We start from the raw sequence: 18,836 nt of genomic DNA on the forward strand, positions 1-18,836 counted from the left end.
ACCCATCTTTCATTTTTGATTATATATTTAGTGGTTATAAAAATCAAGTTTAACAAAAATTTAAACTAAAAACCTCATATTGTAAAACTGTTAATTTTTTTATATAATCAAATCTCGCTGGAGGTAGAAAGTTTTGAACATAAAAAACATAATTGGCAAAAGCTTCCTTATATTAGATGGAGCAATGGGGACACTACTGCAATCCTATGATTTAAAAGAGTCTGATTGGGATGGAAAAGTTGGGTGCAACGAAATTCTAAATATAACTAGAGCTGATATTATAAAGAATATACATCTAGATTACCTAAAAGCCGGGGCGGATATTACAAAAACAAACAGTTTTGGTGCGCTACCGTGGGTGTTAGAAGAGTATAATTTACAAGACAAAACTTACGAAATAGCAAAACAAGCGGCTATAAATGCACAAACAGCCAAGAATGAGCTCCAACTAACTGAAAATAAATCAAAATTTATTGCAGGTTCCTTAGGTCCTGGCACCAAACTTGCGTCACTTAATCAAATTGACTTTGATATAATCCATGATGGTTACTTTTTGGCCACATCAGGCTTAATCGATGGAGGTGTTGATTTAATATTGTTAGAGACATTCCAGGATCCATTGCAAATTAAAGCTGCACTTAATGGTTGTTTTGACGCCATAAAATATAAACAAAAAGATATACCCATAATGGTTTCTGCTACTATTGAGTTAAACGGTTCTATGCTTATTGGCACTGATGTTGCCACACTTGCTGCAATACTTGAGCCATTTGACATATTGAGTTTAGGCTTAAACTGCGGAAGCGGACCCATCCAGGTTGAAACACATCTTAAAAAATTATCCCAGCATTGGCATGGTTATATTTCAATTCACTCAAATGCAGGCCTACCAGAAAATGTCTGCGGTAAAGTATGCTACCCTATGGACCCAGAAAGTTTTGCAATAGCTGAGTCTAAGTTTTGCGACATAGATGGTGTATCTATTATTGGTGGTTGCTGCGGCACAACGCCAAGGCACATAAAAACACTAAGTGAAAAAATAAAAAACCTAAAGCCAAAACCTCCAAAAGGCAAAGCCCCACAAGCTCTTGCAAGCCTTTATCAATATGAGCCTTTATTCCAAGAGCCACCGCCTTTTTTGGTAGGAGAGCGCACAAACGCCACAGGTTCAAAGCAATTTAGAGACTTATTGCTAAAAGAAGACTACGATTCAATACTATCTATCGCCCAAGAGCAAGTGCTAAGTGGCGCAAAAGCATTGGATGTTAGTGTTAATTTTGCTGGACGCGACGAAGAAAAAGACATGGTAGAGCTCATAAGCCGCTTTAACCAAAAAATTTCAATCCCGTTAATGGTAGACTCTACCCAACCAAACACAGTTTTAAAGGCTTTAAAACTAATAGGCGGAAGACCCATTATAAATTCTGCAAATTTAGAAGACGGTGTTGAAAAGTTCGATAAAACTTGTGAGCTTGCAAAAAGGTTCGGTAGTGCACTTGTTTTACTTGCTATAGATGAAAAGGGTATGGCAAAAACAAAAAAACGTAAAGTAGAAGTAGCCTATAGAATGCTTGATAGAGCTTTAAAAAATGGCCTTAAAAAAACCGACTTGGTATTTGACTTGCTCACATTTACAGTAGCCTCAGCTGAAGAAGAATACAGAAATGCAGCCAAAGATACAATTGATGCCATAAAGGAATTAAGAAGCACGCATAAAGAAGTAGGTGCTATTTTGGGTATATCTAATGTATCATTTGGTCTTGATCCCCAAGCAAGAAAATATCTAAATTCAGTATTTTTGTACCATGCTGTAAAAAATGGCCTATCTATGGCTATAGTCAACCCAAAATCACTCATACCATATCCATTAATAAATCAGCAAGACAAAAGAATTTGCGAACGGTTGATTTTTAATGATTGGCAGGAGGGTGATCCTTTAATTAAATTTATTGAGCATTTTTCTGAAAATAAAAAATCTGAAGAAAAAGAAACCTTAGAAGATTTACCGCTCGAAGAAAAAATAAAAAAACTATTAATAAGCGCCCAAACCAATCAGTTAATTGAAACCGTTGATAAAGTCCTACAGTTTATGCCTGCTGATAAAATCATCGCTGACTTGCTTATAGAAGCGATGAAAACCGTAGGAAATTTGTTTGGTGAGGGCAAAATGCAACTGCCGTTTGTTTTGGCTAGTGCTGAGAGTATGAAAAAATGCGTTGACTATCTCAACCAATTTATGGATAAAAAGAAAAAAGACAAACAGCTTACACTTGTTTTGGGGACAGTAAAAGGCGATGTGCACGATGTTGGCAAAAATTTGGTAGATATAATCTTAACAAACAATGGATACAAAGTAATTAATCTAGGAACAAGAGTAGAAGCACAAACGTTTATTAAAGCTGCAAAAGAACACAACGCAGATTGCATTGGAATGAGCGGCCTTCTGGTAAAATCTACCATAGAGATGAAAAATAACATAGAAGAATTTGAAAAAAACAATCTCAAAATACCTGTGTTGCTTGGAGGTGCTGCCCTAAATAGCAAATTTGTTGAGGATTATTGTAAACCAATTTACAGTGGCAGCGTATTTTATTGCAAAGACGCCTTCGACGGTTTAAAAGCTATGTCAATTGTAGAAAGTGAAAAAAATCTTAAAATAAACAAAAAAGTAAGAAATATACCGACTAAAGCAATAACAAAAGAAATCGACCCATACGATATTGTTTTACCTAAAGCTCAGAATGTGCCTAAAGCACCTTTTTTTGGCAGAAGAGTTTTTGTATCAAATAGTCTACCAAATTATAACTACATACAAAATCTTGCATTTAACTGGATAAACAAAACTGCTCTATTTGTGCGTGCGTGGGGCTATAAAAAGGCTAATCTAGCAAAAGAAGAATATGATAAACTGACAAAAGAAGAAATACTGCCAAATTTTGAGAACTTAAAGCAACATTTAATAGAGCAAAACATTTTTGAACCGCTTATCATATATGGATATTTTGCTTGCAGATCAGATTCTATCTCGAGGCTAAAAAATGGCGATACAAAAAAAGCTGCTTTGTATATTTTTGATGAATCTACAAATGAGCTAACTAAAAATTTAGAATTTGAACAAGTAAAAAATTCAGCAAAACTTGTGATGGATTTTGAAAGAGTAGGTCATAAACCATACCTATGTTTGGCCGATTATTTTAGAAATGATATAAATGATATTGTTGCTTTTAGTTTGGTGTCTGCTGGTAGTAAATTTTCTAAGTTTGAAAAAACCCTATTTAAAAACGGCGAGTACAAAAAATATCATTTAATTCATGGGCTTGGCATAGAATTAACCGAGAGCTTGGCAGAAATTATACATAAACACATAAGAATAGAGCTAGGCATTACAAACAACGAATCAAGGAGCTTAGAAGATGTAAATTTCTTAATGAAATCTTATCAAGGAGCTAGATATTCACCAGGTTATCCATCCTGTCCGGATTTAAGTTTAAACGATATAATATTTAGCTTGTTAAGAGCTTACGAATACGGTGTAAAACTAACAGAAAATCACCAAATTGTGCCCGAACAATCTACAGTTGCAATTATACTGCATCATAAAGAAGCAATTTATTTTTAAATAAGTGGAAAGACTAAGTATTTACTTGGTCTTTCCACTCTATAGATAAGGAGGGATAGACTATATCGAAAAATGGTACTTTTCTTTTAGTGTTTTGTAGATGGTCTCACCTACGTAGCCTGGGTTTTCAATAACATGAACGCCTGCTTCTTTTAGGGCTGCATATTTTGATTCAACAGTGCCTTTTTTACCCATTATGATTGCACCGGCATGACCCATTCTTTTGCCCTTTGGAGCACTTGCACCTGCAACAAATGCAAATACAGGCTTTGTAACATGGGCCTTTATGTATTCTGCAGCCTTTTCTTCTGCATCACCGCCGATTTCACCTACTATCATAACAGCTTCTGTTTCTGGGTCTTGCTCAAATTTTTCAAGCCAGAATATGTAGTCTGTACCTACTATGGGGTCTCCACCTATACCCAAGCAGGTAGATTGTCCAAGGCCTACCTTTGAGATTTGATCCGCTGTTTCATAAAGCAGTGTGCCACTTCTTGAGATTATGCCAATTGAGCCTCTCTTAAAGATATGGCCTGGCATTATGCCTATTTTGGAAGCCTCTGGGGTGATAATGCCCGGACAGTTTGGCCCAATAAGAATAATACCTTCTTTTTCAATTACCCTTTTGACCTTTACCATATCAAGCACAGGAATACCTTCTGTGATACATACAATTATCTTTATGCTGCTTCCTACTGCCTCTAGTATAGCATCTGCTGCAAATGGGGGTGGAACAAATATGAGGCTGACATTGGGGTTTGTTTTTTGAACAGCTTCTTCCACAGTATTAAATACGGGGATGCCTTCTATGTCCTGGCCGCCTTTGCCTGGTGTTACACCACCTACTACCTTTGTGCCATAATCTCTGCAAGCTAGGGCGTGGTATTTACCTTCCTTGCCAGTAATACCCTGAACTATTACTCTGCTTGTTTTATATACAGCTATAGCCATATTTATTTCTCCTTCTTATTGGTTTCTTTTGTTGTTTCTTTTTGCTGTTCCTGACTCTTTCCTTTTGTGATTTGCGTGATCATATGGGCTGCTTCTTTGATATCCTTAGCTACAGAGAATGCAAGACCGCTGTTTTTTAGCATCTCCATGCCCTCTTCTTTATTCATTCCGGTAAGTCTTACTACAATTGGCACCTTTACTTCTACAGTCTTTAGTGCCTGGAGTATGCCGTTTGCCACTTTGTCGCATCGTACAATGCCTCCAAAGATGTTTATAAATAAAGCTTTTACTTTGAGGTCTCTGGTTATAATTTCGAAGCCTTTTGCTATAGTATCTGGTGTAGCCTCCCCGCCTACATCAAGGAAATTAGCGGGGTTTCCGCCTGCAAACTTAATAACATCCATAGTAGCCATAGCAAGGCCTGCGCCATTTACCATACAGCCTATATCACCATCAAGTTTTATAAAATTTAAGCCTGCAAAACGAGCTTCAAGCTCATCTGGATCATACTCGGTTAAATCTCTCATTTTAGCTATTTCTTTTCTTCTGAATATCGCATTATCATCTATCTCTATTTTTGCATCAAGGGCTACTAGGTGATTTGTGTCTGTTACAACCAATGGGTTCATTTCTAAAAGGGAGCAGTCTTTGTCCATAAAAAGCTTGTATAGGTTGCTTACAATCTTTGATATTTCTTTTTCTTGCTCTACTAAATCAAGATCATACTTCAGTCTTCTTATCTGGTATGGCAAAAAGCCTACTGCTGGATCTATGGGTATCTTTATGATGTCTTCTGGGTAGAGTTCGCTTACCTCTTCTATGCTCATACCGCCTCTTTTTGAAGCGATAACCGCGGGCTTTCCTATTGTCCTATCTATAGTAATAGAAAAATAGAGTTCTCTTTTGATGCTTGATACTTTCTCAACAAGTAGTTTTCTTACTTTTGAACCCTGAGGACCGGTTTGGGCTGTAACAAGCGTTTTGCCAAATAGTTCTTGGGCAATGTCACGTGCCTCGTCTGCAGTTTTAGCTATCCTTACACCGCCTGCTTTGCCTCTGCCACCTGTTAAAACCTGTGCTTTTAGCACAACGGGAAAACCCAACTCCATTGCAACCATCCATGCATCATAGGGAAAGTATGCTACTCTGCCTTCTGGGACGGGCACTTCGTATAGGCTCATTAGCTCTTTTGCTTGGTACTCGTGAAGCTTCATTTAAACCTCCAAAAAAAGTTTCTAATAATTATATACATTACTTTATCGTAAATGTCAACTATATTTTGTAAATTTATTAAAAATAATCCACACATATCAAATATAACTTTATAAACTAAATTTTAAAAAAATCAAGTACGTTAATTAGTCTTTTTCGATGCAAGCATAAGCATTATGGTTGTGAATACTTTCTAAACTTTCAACTTCTACCTTATACCAGTAAATGCGCTTATCTGATTCTAGGGCTTTTACAACATTTCTTGCTATATCTTCTACGAACATGGGGTTATCGTAGGCTTTTTCTGTTACATATTTTTCGTCTGGACGTTTTAACAAACAGTATATGTCGCTACTTGAGTTTGCCTCTACAATACCAATAACATCTTCTATCCACACCATATCGCTAAACTTTACATAAACAGACACAAAAGCCCTTTGATTGTGTGCTCCATAATCGCTTATTTCTTTAGAACATGGGCAAAGTGATGTAACAGGCACTTTGACAAACAACGTCAATTCATCAACATCGCTGCTAAACGCATGCAAACCGCAAGAATAACTCATCAGCGATTTAATTTTTGAAACGGGAGCTTGTTTTTCTACAAAATAGTCAAAATTTATCTCTAAATATGCTTTTTTGGCATTTAATTTAGCCTTTGTTTGAGCTAAAATATGATGAATTTTTTTAATGTTGATTTCATTTTTATTTTCATTTATTATTTCTATAAATCGACTCATGTGTGTACCTTTAAATTTGCTAGGCAACAACACATACATATTTATATCTGCAATTGTGTGCTGCAATCCGTTTTTTTTATCAAGTAACGTAATAGGGTATTTAACGCCTTTCACACCTACTTTATTGATATTGATATTTCGAAAATCCTTTTGAGATTGAACATCCTTTAGACTCATAAATCAAATTATAATCATTACGAAAAATAAATCAAATTACTAAAAAACTTGCACAAAAATGTAAATTTTGATAAAAGTTAGTTATGGACGATAAAATTAGAGTTGAAACATCTAATATTAAAGACGAGCTAAATAGAATCACTGAAGATTCCTCAATAAATTCATCAAATATTGATTTTGAGATTGTTGATAAAAAATTAGAGCAAACGCAAGAGGGAATAAAACCACTCTATACTGTAGATTTCATACAAAGACAGCCAAATACCTTGTGTAAAATAATAGATATTGAAATAGATAATTCAATCCCGCAAAAAAACGCTTTTACTAAAGTTGACTGCACAAATTTAGATAAACCACTGGATGCTATCCTAGATGATATAATTCAAATTATAAATAAAAAATTAGCTTTTTGCTCAATAGTCTATGGTATTAAAGAAAACAATCTGCCATTAATTGCCAAAGAGATTCAAAAGCGCTTAAACCCAAACTTTACTAAATTTAAAGTATTGATTGCAAGCGGCACACCACCTATTGATGGTAAAAACTCTGAACTTAAAACTTTTTTTGAATTAAACACTATGGGGCAAATTGACGAAAAAGGCAACATCAATTTTAAAGAAAAAAGTTTTGCAATTGCAATAGATGCTGACACGCTTATCGCAGAATACATAAAGCCAACAAAAGGCATTGACGGGTACGATATATTTGGCAATATATTGAAAGCCCAAGATGGTAAAGAACTTCAAAAAATAACTGTTAGAATTGACACAGCAGATATAGATAGAGTTGAAGATGATATTAGCGTGAAATTTATTGCTAAAAAAAAGGGCTCTTTAATTCAAAAGAATGGTATATTTTATATAGAGGAAAATGTAAAAATTAATAAAGCTGATATAAAAACAGGCAACATTTACTTAAAAGATGCATCTGATGTAAATATTGGCGTAAGTAGTGACATCGAAGAAGATGCAGTAGGTGCGGGCATAAAAGTTACTGGCAAAAAGATTGTGATTAATGGTAATGTGGGGCCAAAAGCTTACGTGGAAGCAGAAATTGTGGATATTAAAGGAAGTGTTCATCAAGATGCCACAATAAAAGCCAAAACTGCCCACATAAAAAATCTAAATGGCACATTAATAACGCAAGAGGCTTTTATAGAAAATGCAAATTATGCTAATATAGAAGCCGACGATAAAGCAATAATAGATAATTGCCTTGCATGCAACATATTATCTCCATCAGTTGAAATTAAAAAAGAAATGCTCAGCTCAAATATCGTAACCTCATCAAAAGAAGTGATTCTAAACAATGTAGTAGGCAATAACAATAAAATCTCCATAAAACCATTAGAAATCAAACAAATTTCAGCACAGTATAAAGAACTACTCGTGAAAGAAAAAATGCTTTCAAATGAGCTCAAAATGTCAAAGAGTACGCTTGAAATGCTAAAACAAAAACTTGATTCAAACTTAAAAAACTTTAGTGAATCAATAAAACTAATAAGACAGTTGCAGTCAAAAGGTGCAAAAATACCTTCTGCTTTATTAAATTCGGTAAAAAATTTTCAAGAAATAGAAAATAGCTATAAAGAACAAAAAAACAAGATAATTGCTCTTGAAGAACAATACAAAGAAACAGCGCACAAAATTAAAGAGTTGCAAGGTAGCTACAAATTTGCCCACATCATTATAAAAGGGGAGATTGAGGCAGAAAACCTTATAGAATTCGACGATACGCTATCTAGACGTTTAATAAATAAGCAAAAAGCAATTAAAATTTATGTGCGTGAGATTGACGGCAAAGAAGAAATTGTCATCGAGCCGTTATCTTAAAAGATTCTATTGCTTTTGCTAAATAATTAATAACATCAGATGCCAAAAGTGCATTTTCGCCAAATTCTTTTACTGCTAAATCTGCGCTAAATCCATGCAAGAAAACACCAAATGTTGCAGCTTCTAACGCCTCTTTGCCTTGCGCTAAAAAGCTCGCAATGATACCGGACAATACATCACCGCTACCACCTGTAGATAGGCCAGGATTGCCGCTTGTGTTAATAAAAATACTTTCGCCGTCGCTTATTAGCGTATCAGCCATTTTTAAAACCAATATCACATTATAGTTTTTTGCAAATTCTTTAATCAAATTAAGTCTGTTTTTTATAACATACTGTGTTGGCTGACCAATAAGCCTGGAAAATTCCTTTGGGTGAGGTGTTAAAATTATTGGTGCACTAGCTGTTTTTAATATATCGGGTTTTTTTGACAACACGTTTAACCCATCCGCATCAATAACCATTGGCTTTTTAAGATCAATTAAGCCTTTAAGTAAGTCTAGTCCTTCGTCAAACACGCCAAGTCCCATGCCAAAGCAAATTACATCTTTGTCTTTTACAAACTCCAGCATATCGCCAAACGAATCTTTTGAAAAAAAACCGTCTTTACTATTAACGGGGTAACTCATAGCTTCAATACATAAAGACTCAAATGCAGTATTTATGCAATCTGGAATAACAGCGCTGGAAAGTCCAACACCACTTTTTATGCTAGCACAAGATGACAAAACAACAGCACCAGATTTACCTATACTGCCTCCAACTATAGCCACATGGCCAAAATTGCCTTTGTGGGAGTTTTTTGGTCGATCTTCGAGCGAAAAATCATTCTTAACTAAAGCGCTAAATGTAGGTTTAAATTCATAAATTAAGTTTTTTGGTGTAGAGATATCTACAATCTCCAATCTGCCACAGTAATCTCTGCCAGGATACAAAAAATGACCTGGTTTTGCCAAAGCAAACGTTACAGTTAAATCAGCTTTCACAGCTATACCCAAACATTCAGCAGTATCAGCATTAATACCAGATGGTATGTCAAGTGATACTTTATACGCGTTAGAATTATTTATCTTTGCTACAATGTCGTAAAATAAACCTTCAATATTGCGCGATAGTCCAATACCAAACAAACCATCTATAATAATTAAAGAGTGTGCCAAAAAAACGTCGTTAATATCATCGACATTATTAATTATGGCAATTTCTACATTCATTGAGCGCAAAATTTCATAGTTTATTTTTGGGCTAGGGTTAAGTTTTTGTGGGTTTGCAGCCAAATTAACCAAAACATTTGCACCTGCATTGTACAAGTGCTTTGCAAGTGCCATTGCATCTCCGCCATTATTTCCAAGGCCTGCAAACACAGACACTTTAATGCCTTCAAGTTTACCAAAGTGTTTTTTTATGAGCTCAAAAGCACCTCTTGAAGCATTTTCCATCAATACAATATCTGGTATATTAAACTCTTTAATAGATTTTGCGTCTAATTCTTTCATTTGGCTAGATGTGCTTAACTTCATAAATCACTCCTTCTTGGAACAAATTTTGCTATAGAAATTAATGACATTGTTTGTTGCGAGGTATGTTTAATGCAAAAAGCACTGCTCAGTGTAAACGATAGCAATCTCATATCACAAATTATAGACAAATTGTTTGCAAAATCAACATCGAAAAATCCAAAAGCCGATTTCGGTTCAATTTTAGAACAATTATTAAAAAGTAACCCTCAAAGTCAAAGCAAAACTAACATAAACTCAAAAGATCTCCTAAGCACACTTGAGAAAATTATTAACAAGCAAAAAGACATCCAAAAAAACGACTCAAGTAAAAACACCGATCCCACAAATAATGATCTAATAAACTTGCTTTCTTTAATCCAAAATAATGCAGTTAGTAGCTTCCAAAACGAAAAAAACACAAATAGACTTGAAAAAAAATATAATCAAACTTTAAATAATATTGATATTAAAGAACTTGCAAATGCAATTAAAACTCAAGCATCGAGTCAAACCCGACAAGATAGCTCAGATCCAAAAAATACCAAAATAACAAAAAGCAATCAAAAGCCAAATTTAGAGGCAATTATACAAAATTCGCAATTAACTATTACAAATGAAGAAAAATTAACTCAAATAACAAAAACATCAAATAAAACGATTTTAGACACAGGTTTGCAAAAAACAGACTCGCAAAACAACAAACAGCCAAACACACAATTAATTGAACGCGCTCAAGACACTCAAAAGCTCAATCAACAAGAAAATCTATCAAACAAACAAACTTCAGTTATCCAAATAACAGAAAAATCTCCTACAAACGATACCAAAGCGTCATCTATAGATGCTTCTTCTTTTAATACTAAAGCAAAAGTGGATGAACAAACTCTTAATCAATATTCGTTGGATCAAAAACAACAGATTTTGCAAAAAACTACTATACTAACTGAAAAGCAAAGCCAGCAAAATTCACCTTTGCAACCAAAACAATCAAATGTAACAGAAACTTTTGCACAATCAAATCCCCAAACACAATCAAGCAAAACCTCAACGCAAGGAAATGCTAACGCCAGTATAGACTTGTCAAACACAAAAGAGTCAAAAGCCGTATCGCCAAATGCCACTAATTATAATTCTCAAAGTAAAAGCTACAACAACTCCACTAATACGCAAGAAAATAAATCTCAAAACCAAGATTTGCAAAACCAAAATACAAACCAGCCGCAGCAAAAATTTGCAATAGATAATCAAACGCCAAAAACTCTTTTTGCACAACAAACTCAATCAAAACCACTTCAAAGTGAAGAAGCTTTGCAAAACGCACAAAATCTAGAAAAAGCTCAAAAACAATTATCACAAAACACAAACAATAATCAAACTCAAAATACAATCGCCTTAGCTGATAATGCAGGCTTGCAAAAAATGCAAGATACCCAAAACACAAATGCTCCAAAACAGCCTTATCCGATTAATCATATTATTGAAAAAATCATTGAGTTGCAAAACTTAAAACCGCCCGTTGTAAAAAGCATAACAATTCAGATAAACCCACCATCCCTTGGCCAGATTGATGTAAAAGTTTCAATTGATTCAGCTAAATCACTCAGTGCAACCATCCATGTAGAAAACCAAGAAATTTTGAATCTTGTAAATAATAATTTAGATTCGCTAAAAGCCAATATTTCACAGCAGGGAATAAATGTTTCTCAAATAAGCGTAGTTTCGTCAAGCAATTTGGGTCAACAAAATTTTACTCAAAATCAAAATCAGCAAAATCAAAATCAGTCGTTATTCCAATTTAATCAAAATTTTAACCAGTCAAACAATGGCCAAAATTCATTTAATCAAGCTTTTAACCAGCAAAAACAGCAAAATTATGTTTTTGAAAGCACCACAAAACAGATAAAGCGCATATTTAAGCGCTCAAGTGCGCTTTTAGATATTAGCATTTAAAGGAGGTAAATATGAGTATTGTAGCATCGCCAACGACACTTACACCAGCATCAAGTGCATCACAAATAAGTAACCCAAACAACACTATATCTCAAGACGGTTTTTTGAAGATTTTGATTGCGCAGCTTCAAAATCAAGATCCAAGCAATCCATTATCATCAGACAAGTTTATAACGGAAAATACGCAGTTTGCACAGCTTCAACAATTGACGAATATGAATACAGCGCTTAAAAACCTACAAAATCAAAATCAAAGCAATTCTTATGCGGCGAGTTTGTTGGGGAAAAATATAATGACCAATTCTGCTGCAGTTACGGTTAACGGGGCTTCAGTAAGCCCAGTCGGTTATTCTTTAGCTCAAAATGCCGCTGATGTGCAAGCCACGATTGTGGATTCCAATGGAAACACTATTGTAACACAGGATTTAGGTCCTCAAAATGCAGGCACGAATGCATTTCAATGGAATGGACGCGGGGTCAATGGCAACTATATTTCAAATGGAACATATACAGTTGAGTTCAGCGCAACCGATTCAAATGGCAAACCAATACCAATAAGCCAAAGCGCGGGTACCGTAACTGGCGTTCAGTTTACATCAAATGGAGCGGTTTTAACAACTAATTTAGGTGAAACCGTGAATTTGAGCAATGTAGTCGGTGTTTCATCATAATAGGGGTTTAATATGGACAGTGGTTTTTGGATAGCCCAAGGTGCACTGCTTGGAAATCAATTTGCTATAGATACGGTGTCAAACAATGTAGCAAATGTAAATACCGTAGGCTTTAAGTCAAGTAGCACAAATTTTGCTGACTTACTGTATCAAACAACAAGTGAAGGAACAGCAAGCACAAATCCATTACAAGTGGGTTTGGGCTCTCAAGTTGCAGCAAATAGCCTTAATTTATCTCAAGGCTCCATTCAACCTACAAGCACTGCAACAAACATAGCATTAAACGGCAACGGTTTTTTTATGGTACAAAACGGGCCGTCTTCTAATCCAAATTATTACTTCACAAGGGCAGGCGACTTTAGCTTTGACGCAAATAATAATCTTGTAGATCCAAGCGGCAATTTTGTAGTGGGGTGGATGGCAAGCCCTAGCTCAAGTGGCACAGGTTTTACACTATCTGAAAATCCTACAACCGGTATCCCAACTACCTCAGCTGGCGTAATGAACATTTCAAATTATCAGAAAGTTCCAGCTGCTGCTTCAACATACGTTAAAATGCAAGGCAATCTTGATCCTGCAAGTTCTGTTACGCAGTACGCCCAAGCTTTACCAACTTCTGACTTTAGTATGCTTTACGATTCTAATGGGAATTCGCTAAATGTACAGCCTGGAAACAACTTTGCAGTTAGCTATAACGGCGGCACCACTTACCATATATACGAATATCAGCCCTCAGGCACTGCAGCTACACCTGGCACAGAAGGCTTTTCCACAATTAATGACTTAATTACAAAAATGAACCAAGATATCCAAAGCGACACAGGTATGACCAATTCGGTGGGCTTTAACAACGGTCAAATTACAATAGCAAATAGCGGCTCATCTAATATATCGGTTAAAGTGCTACCCACCAGTCAAGTTCCATCTTTGCCAACAAGCGTTACTCCCTCAGATAATGCAAGTTTAGATCAGTTAGTGGAACCACTGAGCCAACCAATTGCTCCAGGCCAAAGTATAAGCTCTTCAACCATAAATGCTGATTCCTACACGATGCAAGCGACATTCTACGATTCTACAGGTACAAAGCATAATTTAAACATAACTTTTACAAAGTCTGCTTATAACAAAACAAACAGCACCACAACTTGGGACTGGCAGGCAAATTTGCCAAATAACGACGCTACGCTTTCAAATAACACAGGCCAAATAGTATTTGACAGCAACGGCGGCTTGGATCCAAGCATCACTTCGCCTACGATCAACATCTCATCATTCAATAGTGGTGCTTCCAATATGAGCCTGCAGTTGAATTTTTGGAATACTTCAAACGCCAATTACTCTGGCAACCAGTTTACAGGATTAACACAATTTGGAATGAATTCAAACACATCAAGCATATCATCTGACGGTTCTGCATCTGGTATGCTGCAGAGTGTTAACTTCAATGCAAGTGGAGATTTAGTGGGAATATACTCAAACGGCAATTCTTACACAATAGGTAAAGTAGCTGTAGCTAATTTCACAAACCCTCAAGGTCTTGCACAAGTTGGCTCAAATTTATTTCAAATAACAGCCAATACAGACAGCCCCCAAACAATTGCTTCAAAATCCTATATCGGTGTTGCAGGAGAGGGCACAAGAGGAACAATATCGCCATCAAGCCTAGAGCAAAGCAATGTTGATTTAAACACCCAGTTAACAAATATGATCTTGTATGAAAGAGCTTATCAGGCAAATACAAAAAGTTTGCAAACGATGGACCAGGTAATACAAACGGCTATTCAATTAAAACAATAAGGAGGTAAACGCATATGATGCGATCACTTTGGAGCGGCGTTTCTGGGCTTCAGACTAGTCAAGATTTCATGGATGTTGTGGGAAATAACGTAGCAAATGTAAATACAGTAGGCTATAAGGCAAGCCAGATTAATTTTAGCGACGTTTTGGCACAAACTTTAAGCGGGGCAACTGGTCCTCAAGGTGCTTTAGGCGGTATGAACCCAATGCAAATAGGTCTTGGCACACAGGTGGCAAGTACAAGTAAAAACTTTTCTCAAGGCAGTTTGCAAACTACAAATGTTACCACTAATTTAGCTATTCAGGGCAACGGCTTTTTTATTGTGAGTCCAGACAATGGAAATACTTATAGTTACACACGAGCGGGTGACTTTACATTTGATGCAAAAGGCAACCTTGTAACACCTACAGGTGATGTTGTTCAAGGATGGCTAGCCAACAATACCACTCACTTAATAAACACTGCCTCTACAATTCAAGGAATAAATATACCCCAAAATATGACGGTACCAGCAGGCGTTACTAAGAATGTATCAATGAGCGGGAACTTAGATGGAGGCCAAACCGTTCAAACTTCTGAACTAACAGCAATAACACCAAGTCTTGAAAATTCTACAGGCGCAATAAACATGAATTCGATATATAATTCGAATGGCAATCTTATAGGTGTAGGTCAAACAACAGCAACGGCTGCGGTGGGAGCGGGTAGTGATACTGTAAGTGGTCTTTATGATATCAACGGCAACCAGATAGGAAGTAATTGGACGGTCACTGTAGGTGGTACAACCTTAACTCCCACCCCTGCCACCTTATCGGATTTGGCTAATGCCTTGGCTCCTAGTGGTACCACAGCTACAATTACACCAGGCGGCGAGATACAGATAAGTAGTACTGGTGGAACAACCTTGCCCACAATTACAAGTTCTAACCCTGTCTTAAACGGCATTTTATCTAATTTGTCTGGAAAGACGATTCCTGCTGGTGGCACCATAACAAGCCTGCCTTTTTTTTCAACACCTGGTGATACTGTAGCTATGAGCTTTGATGGAGGAGCCAATTACAATACTTACATATACGGTAGCGGTACAGGTGGTGGTGGTACTAGAAATTCTACTACAGGAATTATGTCTGGTAATGTGCAATATTTTACAACACTCGATGACTTAAAAAGTGATATTAATACTGACATTAATGATAATTCTGCTACTCCGCCAATTAATAATGCCACCGTAACACTCAACTCAAGCGGCGAAATGCAGATTGTGCCGACCACCGGATCTAATTTATCTTCCATAGGTCCTGTTTACTCAAATAATTCAAACCTTGCAACAATTTTGGGTACTTTATCTGGACAAGTTCAGCAAACAGGTTCCACAAGCCAGCCGTTTATGGCAGACACATACTCCACATCTGTAGCTGTATACGACTCATTAGGCAATAAGCACGATGTTACCTTTAACTTTGCAAAAACAAACTATAATCCTTCAACTAATCATACTCAGTGGGAATGGTACGCTACAGCGCCAAGTTCAGGCTCCTCAACGCCTACATTAACAAATGCAAGCGGACAAATTACCTTCGACTCAACAGGAAAACTAGTTGGACTTACACCTCCGCTCGCAATAACGGCAAACTGGAACAACGGCACATCGCAGCAAGTGGTCAATTTGCATTTTGGAGATTTAAATACTTTCGACGGTCTTACACAATTTTCACTGCCGTCTCAAACTTCAAGCCTTACGCAAGATGGATACGCTGGCGGCAGTTTACAAAATATTATTGTCAACCAAAACGGTGTAATTAGCGGTATGTTCTCAAACGGTAAAAGTTATGCTTTAGGTCAAGTTTCACTTGCGACATTTAATAACAACGACGGCTTGTTGTCTGAAGGGAATTCTTTGTTTGAGGCAACGGCAAACTCTGGCACACCAATAGTTACTACAGCAGGCACAGGTACTGCCGGTACGGTAATACCAAGCGAGTTGGAAGAAAGCAATGTAGACTTAGGCACAGAGTTTACAAATATGATTATAGCAGAGCGCGCCTACCAGGCAAACGCAAGGACACTCAGCACATCAGACACAATGCTGCAGTCTTTGCTTAATATTCAGTAATCTAAAGTAAACTTGAGATGTTTTACACAATGTAACTTAATTTTTGTGTAAAACATCCGATTTACTTTTATGGAGGCTGTAAAAATGCAAGAACAATTAGAACCTATTTTTCAAAACATAATAGCTTTTTATGATGAATTGATAGAGATTACCAAAAAAGAAACGGTCTGTTTGACATATATAGAAATAGACGGTTTAGAAACACTTATTAAAGATAAAAAAATTATATCGCAAAAAATAACTACAAGCATAAGGTGCCTTGGCGAATTATTGAAACAAGAGGATAAAGAAAAATTTTCTAATTACATTTATACAATCAAAGAGTTAAGCGATAAGCTTAATTATCAAAACAAAATAAACGCGCAAATAGCACAGCAGCACATCGCTTTTTCGCAGTCTATGATAAATCTTTACTTGGGCTTTAAAAAAGTCAGTCAAACTTATGATAAAAAAAGCTTTATGTTGTATAAAAGCGAAAACAATATAAGAGGTTAGCATGCCTTCGATTTTTGATGCACTAAATATCGGCACAAGCGGACTTAATGTTGCCCAAAATGCCATAAATATTACAGGAAACAATGTGGCAAACGCAAACACGCCCGGCTATACAGATGAGTCTCCAACAATTACTGAAAGTTATCCTACAAATACGCCAACAGGCCAGTATGGTTTAGGCGCAACTATTCAAACAATAACTTCGTCTCGCAACCAGCTGCTTGATAGTACGCTAAACCAGCAGCTAAATTCGCAGGCTTATTATCAAACCTTAAACGACAATTTATCTCAAATACAAAACATATTTAACGAAACAAAGGGGACTGGTTTAGCTACTGCTTTAAACAATTTTTTCAGCTCATGGCAAACACTATCTTCTAGCCCTGACCTTGCTACCGCAAGAGGGCAGGTAATACAAAGCGGTCAAACACTTGTGCAAGCTATCCAGTCAAGCTATAGCTCGCTTCAACAGCTAAACAGCAATCTAAATTCTCAGGTGGTTTCGAATATAAATCAGATTAATACGCTCACAAAAAACATAGCCAATATTAACGACGAGATAAAGTTAGCCTCTCTATCGCCAAGTCAATCGGCTAATACATTGATTGATCAAAGAAATCAGCTTGTTCAGCAATTGCAAAAAATAGCTAATGTTACAGTTTTAAGCAATACTTACTCATCTGGTAGTCAAGGTCAGTCAATAGGCGCCAATCAAAATGAGATGACTATACTTTTAGGTGGGATGCCTATTGTCTCTGGAATAAATTCTACCAATCTTACTACACAAGCCTCAAGCAGTGGTAAAAATGTAGACGTTGTTTTTAATGGACAGGCAATAACAAATAAAATTACAGGTGGAAGTTTAGGGGCAGTAATACAGCTTGCTAATCAAACTAGTCCTTCTAATTCTAGCAATCCTAGTGCCCCAAATACAATTAACTATATGGATACTCTAAATACGCTTGCAAACTCAATCATAAACCAAGTAAACATTTTGCACTCAGGTGGCAGCGGCCTTAGTGCATATACGCAAACTCAAGGCACATATGCACTAACAAGCGCATCAAATCCAGTTTCTCAATCAGAACAAGCGGGTGTAAATTTACCCATAAAGGATGGCACATTAAGCGTAAATGTCTACGATTCAAATAATAATCTGGTAAATACCGTTTCTATAGCTATCGGCAGCAATGATTCATTTAGCACAATTTCACAGAAGTTTAACAACGCTTTAGGCCAATACGGTATTTCAATGAGTTTATCGGGAATTTCTCAAGGCAACGTCCAAATCACATCCAATAACGGCAATCAATTCTCTTTTGCAGGTGATACTTCAAACTTTTTAGCATCAGTTGGTATCAATACCTTCTTTAGAGGTACTAATGCTTCAAATATTGGCGTTAACTCAGTAGTAGCAAACGACCAAAGCAAAATTGCAGCAGGAGAGTCCCTATCCCCTGGCGATAATTCCAATGCTTTAGCTATTGCAAACCTTCAAACACAAAATGTCATGGACTCAAATACGCAAACAATTAATCAGTATTATGAGTCTTTCGTAGGTCAAATTGGTTCACTTGCTCAATCTAACCAGAATATACTAAATTCTCAAAACTCTATGGTGAGTCAGACGCAAAGTTTGGTACAATCTCAAGAGGGTGTATCATTAGATCAAGAAGCGGCAAATCTTATAAAATACCAAATGGCATATCAGGCATCGGCTCAGTTTATATCAATTGTTAATCAGATGACGCAATCATTAATAAATATGGTGCAATAGGAG

At 36.4% G+C, this 18,836-nt stretch carries 12 protein-coding genes; 8 read left to right on the plus strand and 4 right to left on the minus strand.

The window, feature by feature from the left end; genetic code table 11:
• The first annotated feature begins 133 nt into the window (after window positions 1-133).
• The gene (gene metH, locus DESAMIL20_RS04105; RefSeq protein WP_086033548.1) at window positions 134-3,619 is read left to right on the plus strand and encodes a methionine synthase; all 3,486 of its coding nucleotides are present in this window, start codon (window positions 134-136) and stop codon (window positions 3,617-3,619) included.
• 60 nt (window positions 3,620-3,679) lie between these two features.
• On the opposite strand, the gene sucD is transcribed toward metH, so the two are convergent.
• The 3 genes from sucD to folE2 form a co-directional block, all read right to left on the minus strand.
• Window positions 3,680-4,570 carry a succinate--CoA ligase subunit alpha gene (sucD, locus tag DESAMIL20_RS04110; protein ID WP_086033549.1) on the minus strand — a complete coding sequence of 297 codons (891 nt, stop codon included), beginning with the start codon at window positions 4,568-4,570 and terminating at the stop codon, window positions 3,680-3,682.
• 2 nt (window positions 4,571-4,572) lie between these two features.
• Window positions 4,573-5,784: an ADP-forming succinate--CoA ligase subunit beta gene (gene sucC / locus DESAMIL20_RS04115; protein ID WP_086033550.1), complete on the minus strand. Its 1,212-nt coding sequence runs from the start codon at window positions 5,782-5,784 to the stop codon at window positions 4,573-4,575.
• Window positions 5,785-5,928: 144 nt separating this feature from the next.
• Window positions 5,929-6,699 carry a GTP cyclohydrolase FolE2 gene (gene folE2, locus DESAMIL20_RS04120; protein ID WP_086033551.1) on the minus strand — a complete coding sequence of 257 codons (771 nt, stop codon included), beginning with the start codon at window positions 6,697-6,699 and terminating at the stop codon, window positions 5,929-5,931.
• A gap of 83 nt (window positions 6,700-6,782) precedes the next feature.
• Between folE2 and DESAMIL20_RS04125 the strand changes: the two genes are divergently transcribed.
• The gene (locus DESAMIL20_RS04125; protein ID WP_086033552.1) at window positions 6,783-8,531 is read left to right on the plus strand and encodes a flagellar assembly protein A; all 1,749 of its coding nucleotides are present in this window, start codon (window positions 6,783-6,785) and stop codon (window positions 8,529-8,531) included.
• Here DESAMIL20_RS04125 and DESAMIL20_RS04130 read toward each other — a convergent pair.
• Window positions 8,512-10,050: an NAD(P)H-hydrate dehydratase gene (locus DESAMIL20_RS04130; protein ID WP_086033553.1), complete on the minus strand. Its 1,539-nt coding sequence runs from the start codon at window positions 10,048-10,050 to the stop codon at window positions 8,512-8,514. The two genes, DESAMIL20_RS04125 and DESAMIL20_RS04130, sit on opposite strands and share 20 nt — an antisense overlap.
• A 69-nt stretch (window positions 10,051-10,119) precedes the next feature.
• On the opposite strand from DESAMIL20_RS04130, the gene DESAMIL20_RS04135 reads away from it, so the two are divergent.
• The 6 genes from DESAMIL20_RS04135 (at window position 10,120) to flgK (ending at window position 18,833) form a co-directional block, all read left to right on the plus strand.
• The gene (locus DESAMIL20_RS04135) at window positions 10,120-11,979 is read left to right on the plus strand and encodes a flagellar hook-length control protein FliK (RefSeq protein WP_086033554.1); all 1,860 of its coding nucleotides are present in this window, start codon (window positions 10,120-10,122) and stop codon (window positions 11,977-11,979) included.
• A gap of 11 nt (window positions 11,980-11,990) precedes the next feature.
• The gene (locus DESAMIL20_RS04140; RefSeq protein ID WP_086033555.1) at window positions 11,991-12,650 is read left to right on the plus strand and encodes a flagellar hook assembly protein FlgD; all 660 of its coding nucleotides are present in this window, start codon (window positions 11,991-11,993) and stop codon (window positions 12,648-12,650) included.
• A 12-nt stretch (window positions 12,651-12,662) separates the two neighbouring features.
• On the plus strand, window positions 12,663-14,447 hold the full coding sequence (locus DESAMIL20_RS04145) for a flagellar hook protein FlgE (protein ID WP_086033556.1): 1,785 nt from the start codon (window positions 12,663-12,665) through the stop codon (window positions 14,445-14,447).
• Between the two features lie 14 nt (window positions 14,448-14,461).
• Entirely contained in the window at window positions 14,462-16,561 is a 2,100-nt protein-coding gene (locus DESAMIL20_RS04150) for a flagellar hook-basal body complex protein (protein ID WP_086033557.1), read from the plus strand.
• Window positions 16,562-16,645: 84 nt separating this feature from the next.
• Entirely contained in the window at window positions 16,646-17,056 is a 411-nt protein-coding gene (gene flgN / locus DESAMIL20_RS04155; RefSeq protein WP_158090512.1) for a flagellar export chaperone FlgN, read from the plus strand.
• Window position 17,057: 1 nt separating this feature from the next.
• Window positions 17,058-18,833: a flagellar hook-associated protein FlgK gene (gene flgK, locus DESAMIL20_RS04160; RefSeq protein WP_086033559.1), complete on the plus strand. Its 1,776-nt coding sequence runs from the start codon at window positions 17,058-17,060 to the stop codon at window positions 18,831-18,833.
• Window positions 18,834-18,836: the final 3 nt, after the last annotated feature.

Origin of the sequence: Desulfurella amilsii, from assembly GCF_002119425.1 — a bacterium.
GTDB classification, from domain to species: domain Bacteria; phylum Campylobacterota_A; class Desulfurellia; order Desulfurellales; family Desulfurellaceae; genus Desulfurella; species Desulfurella amilsii.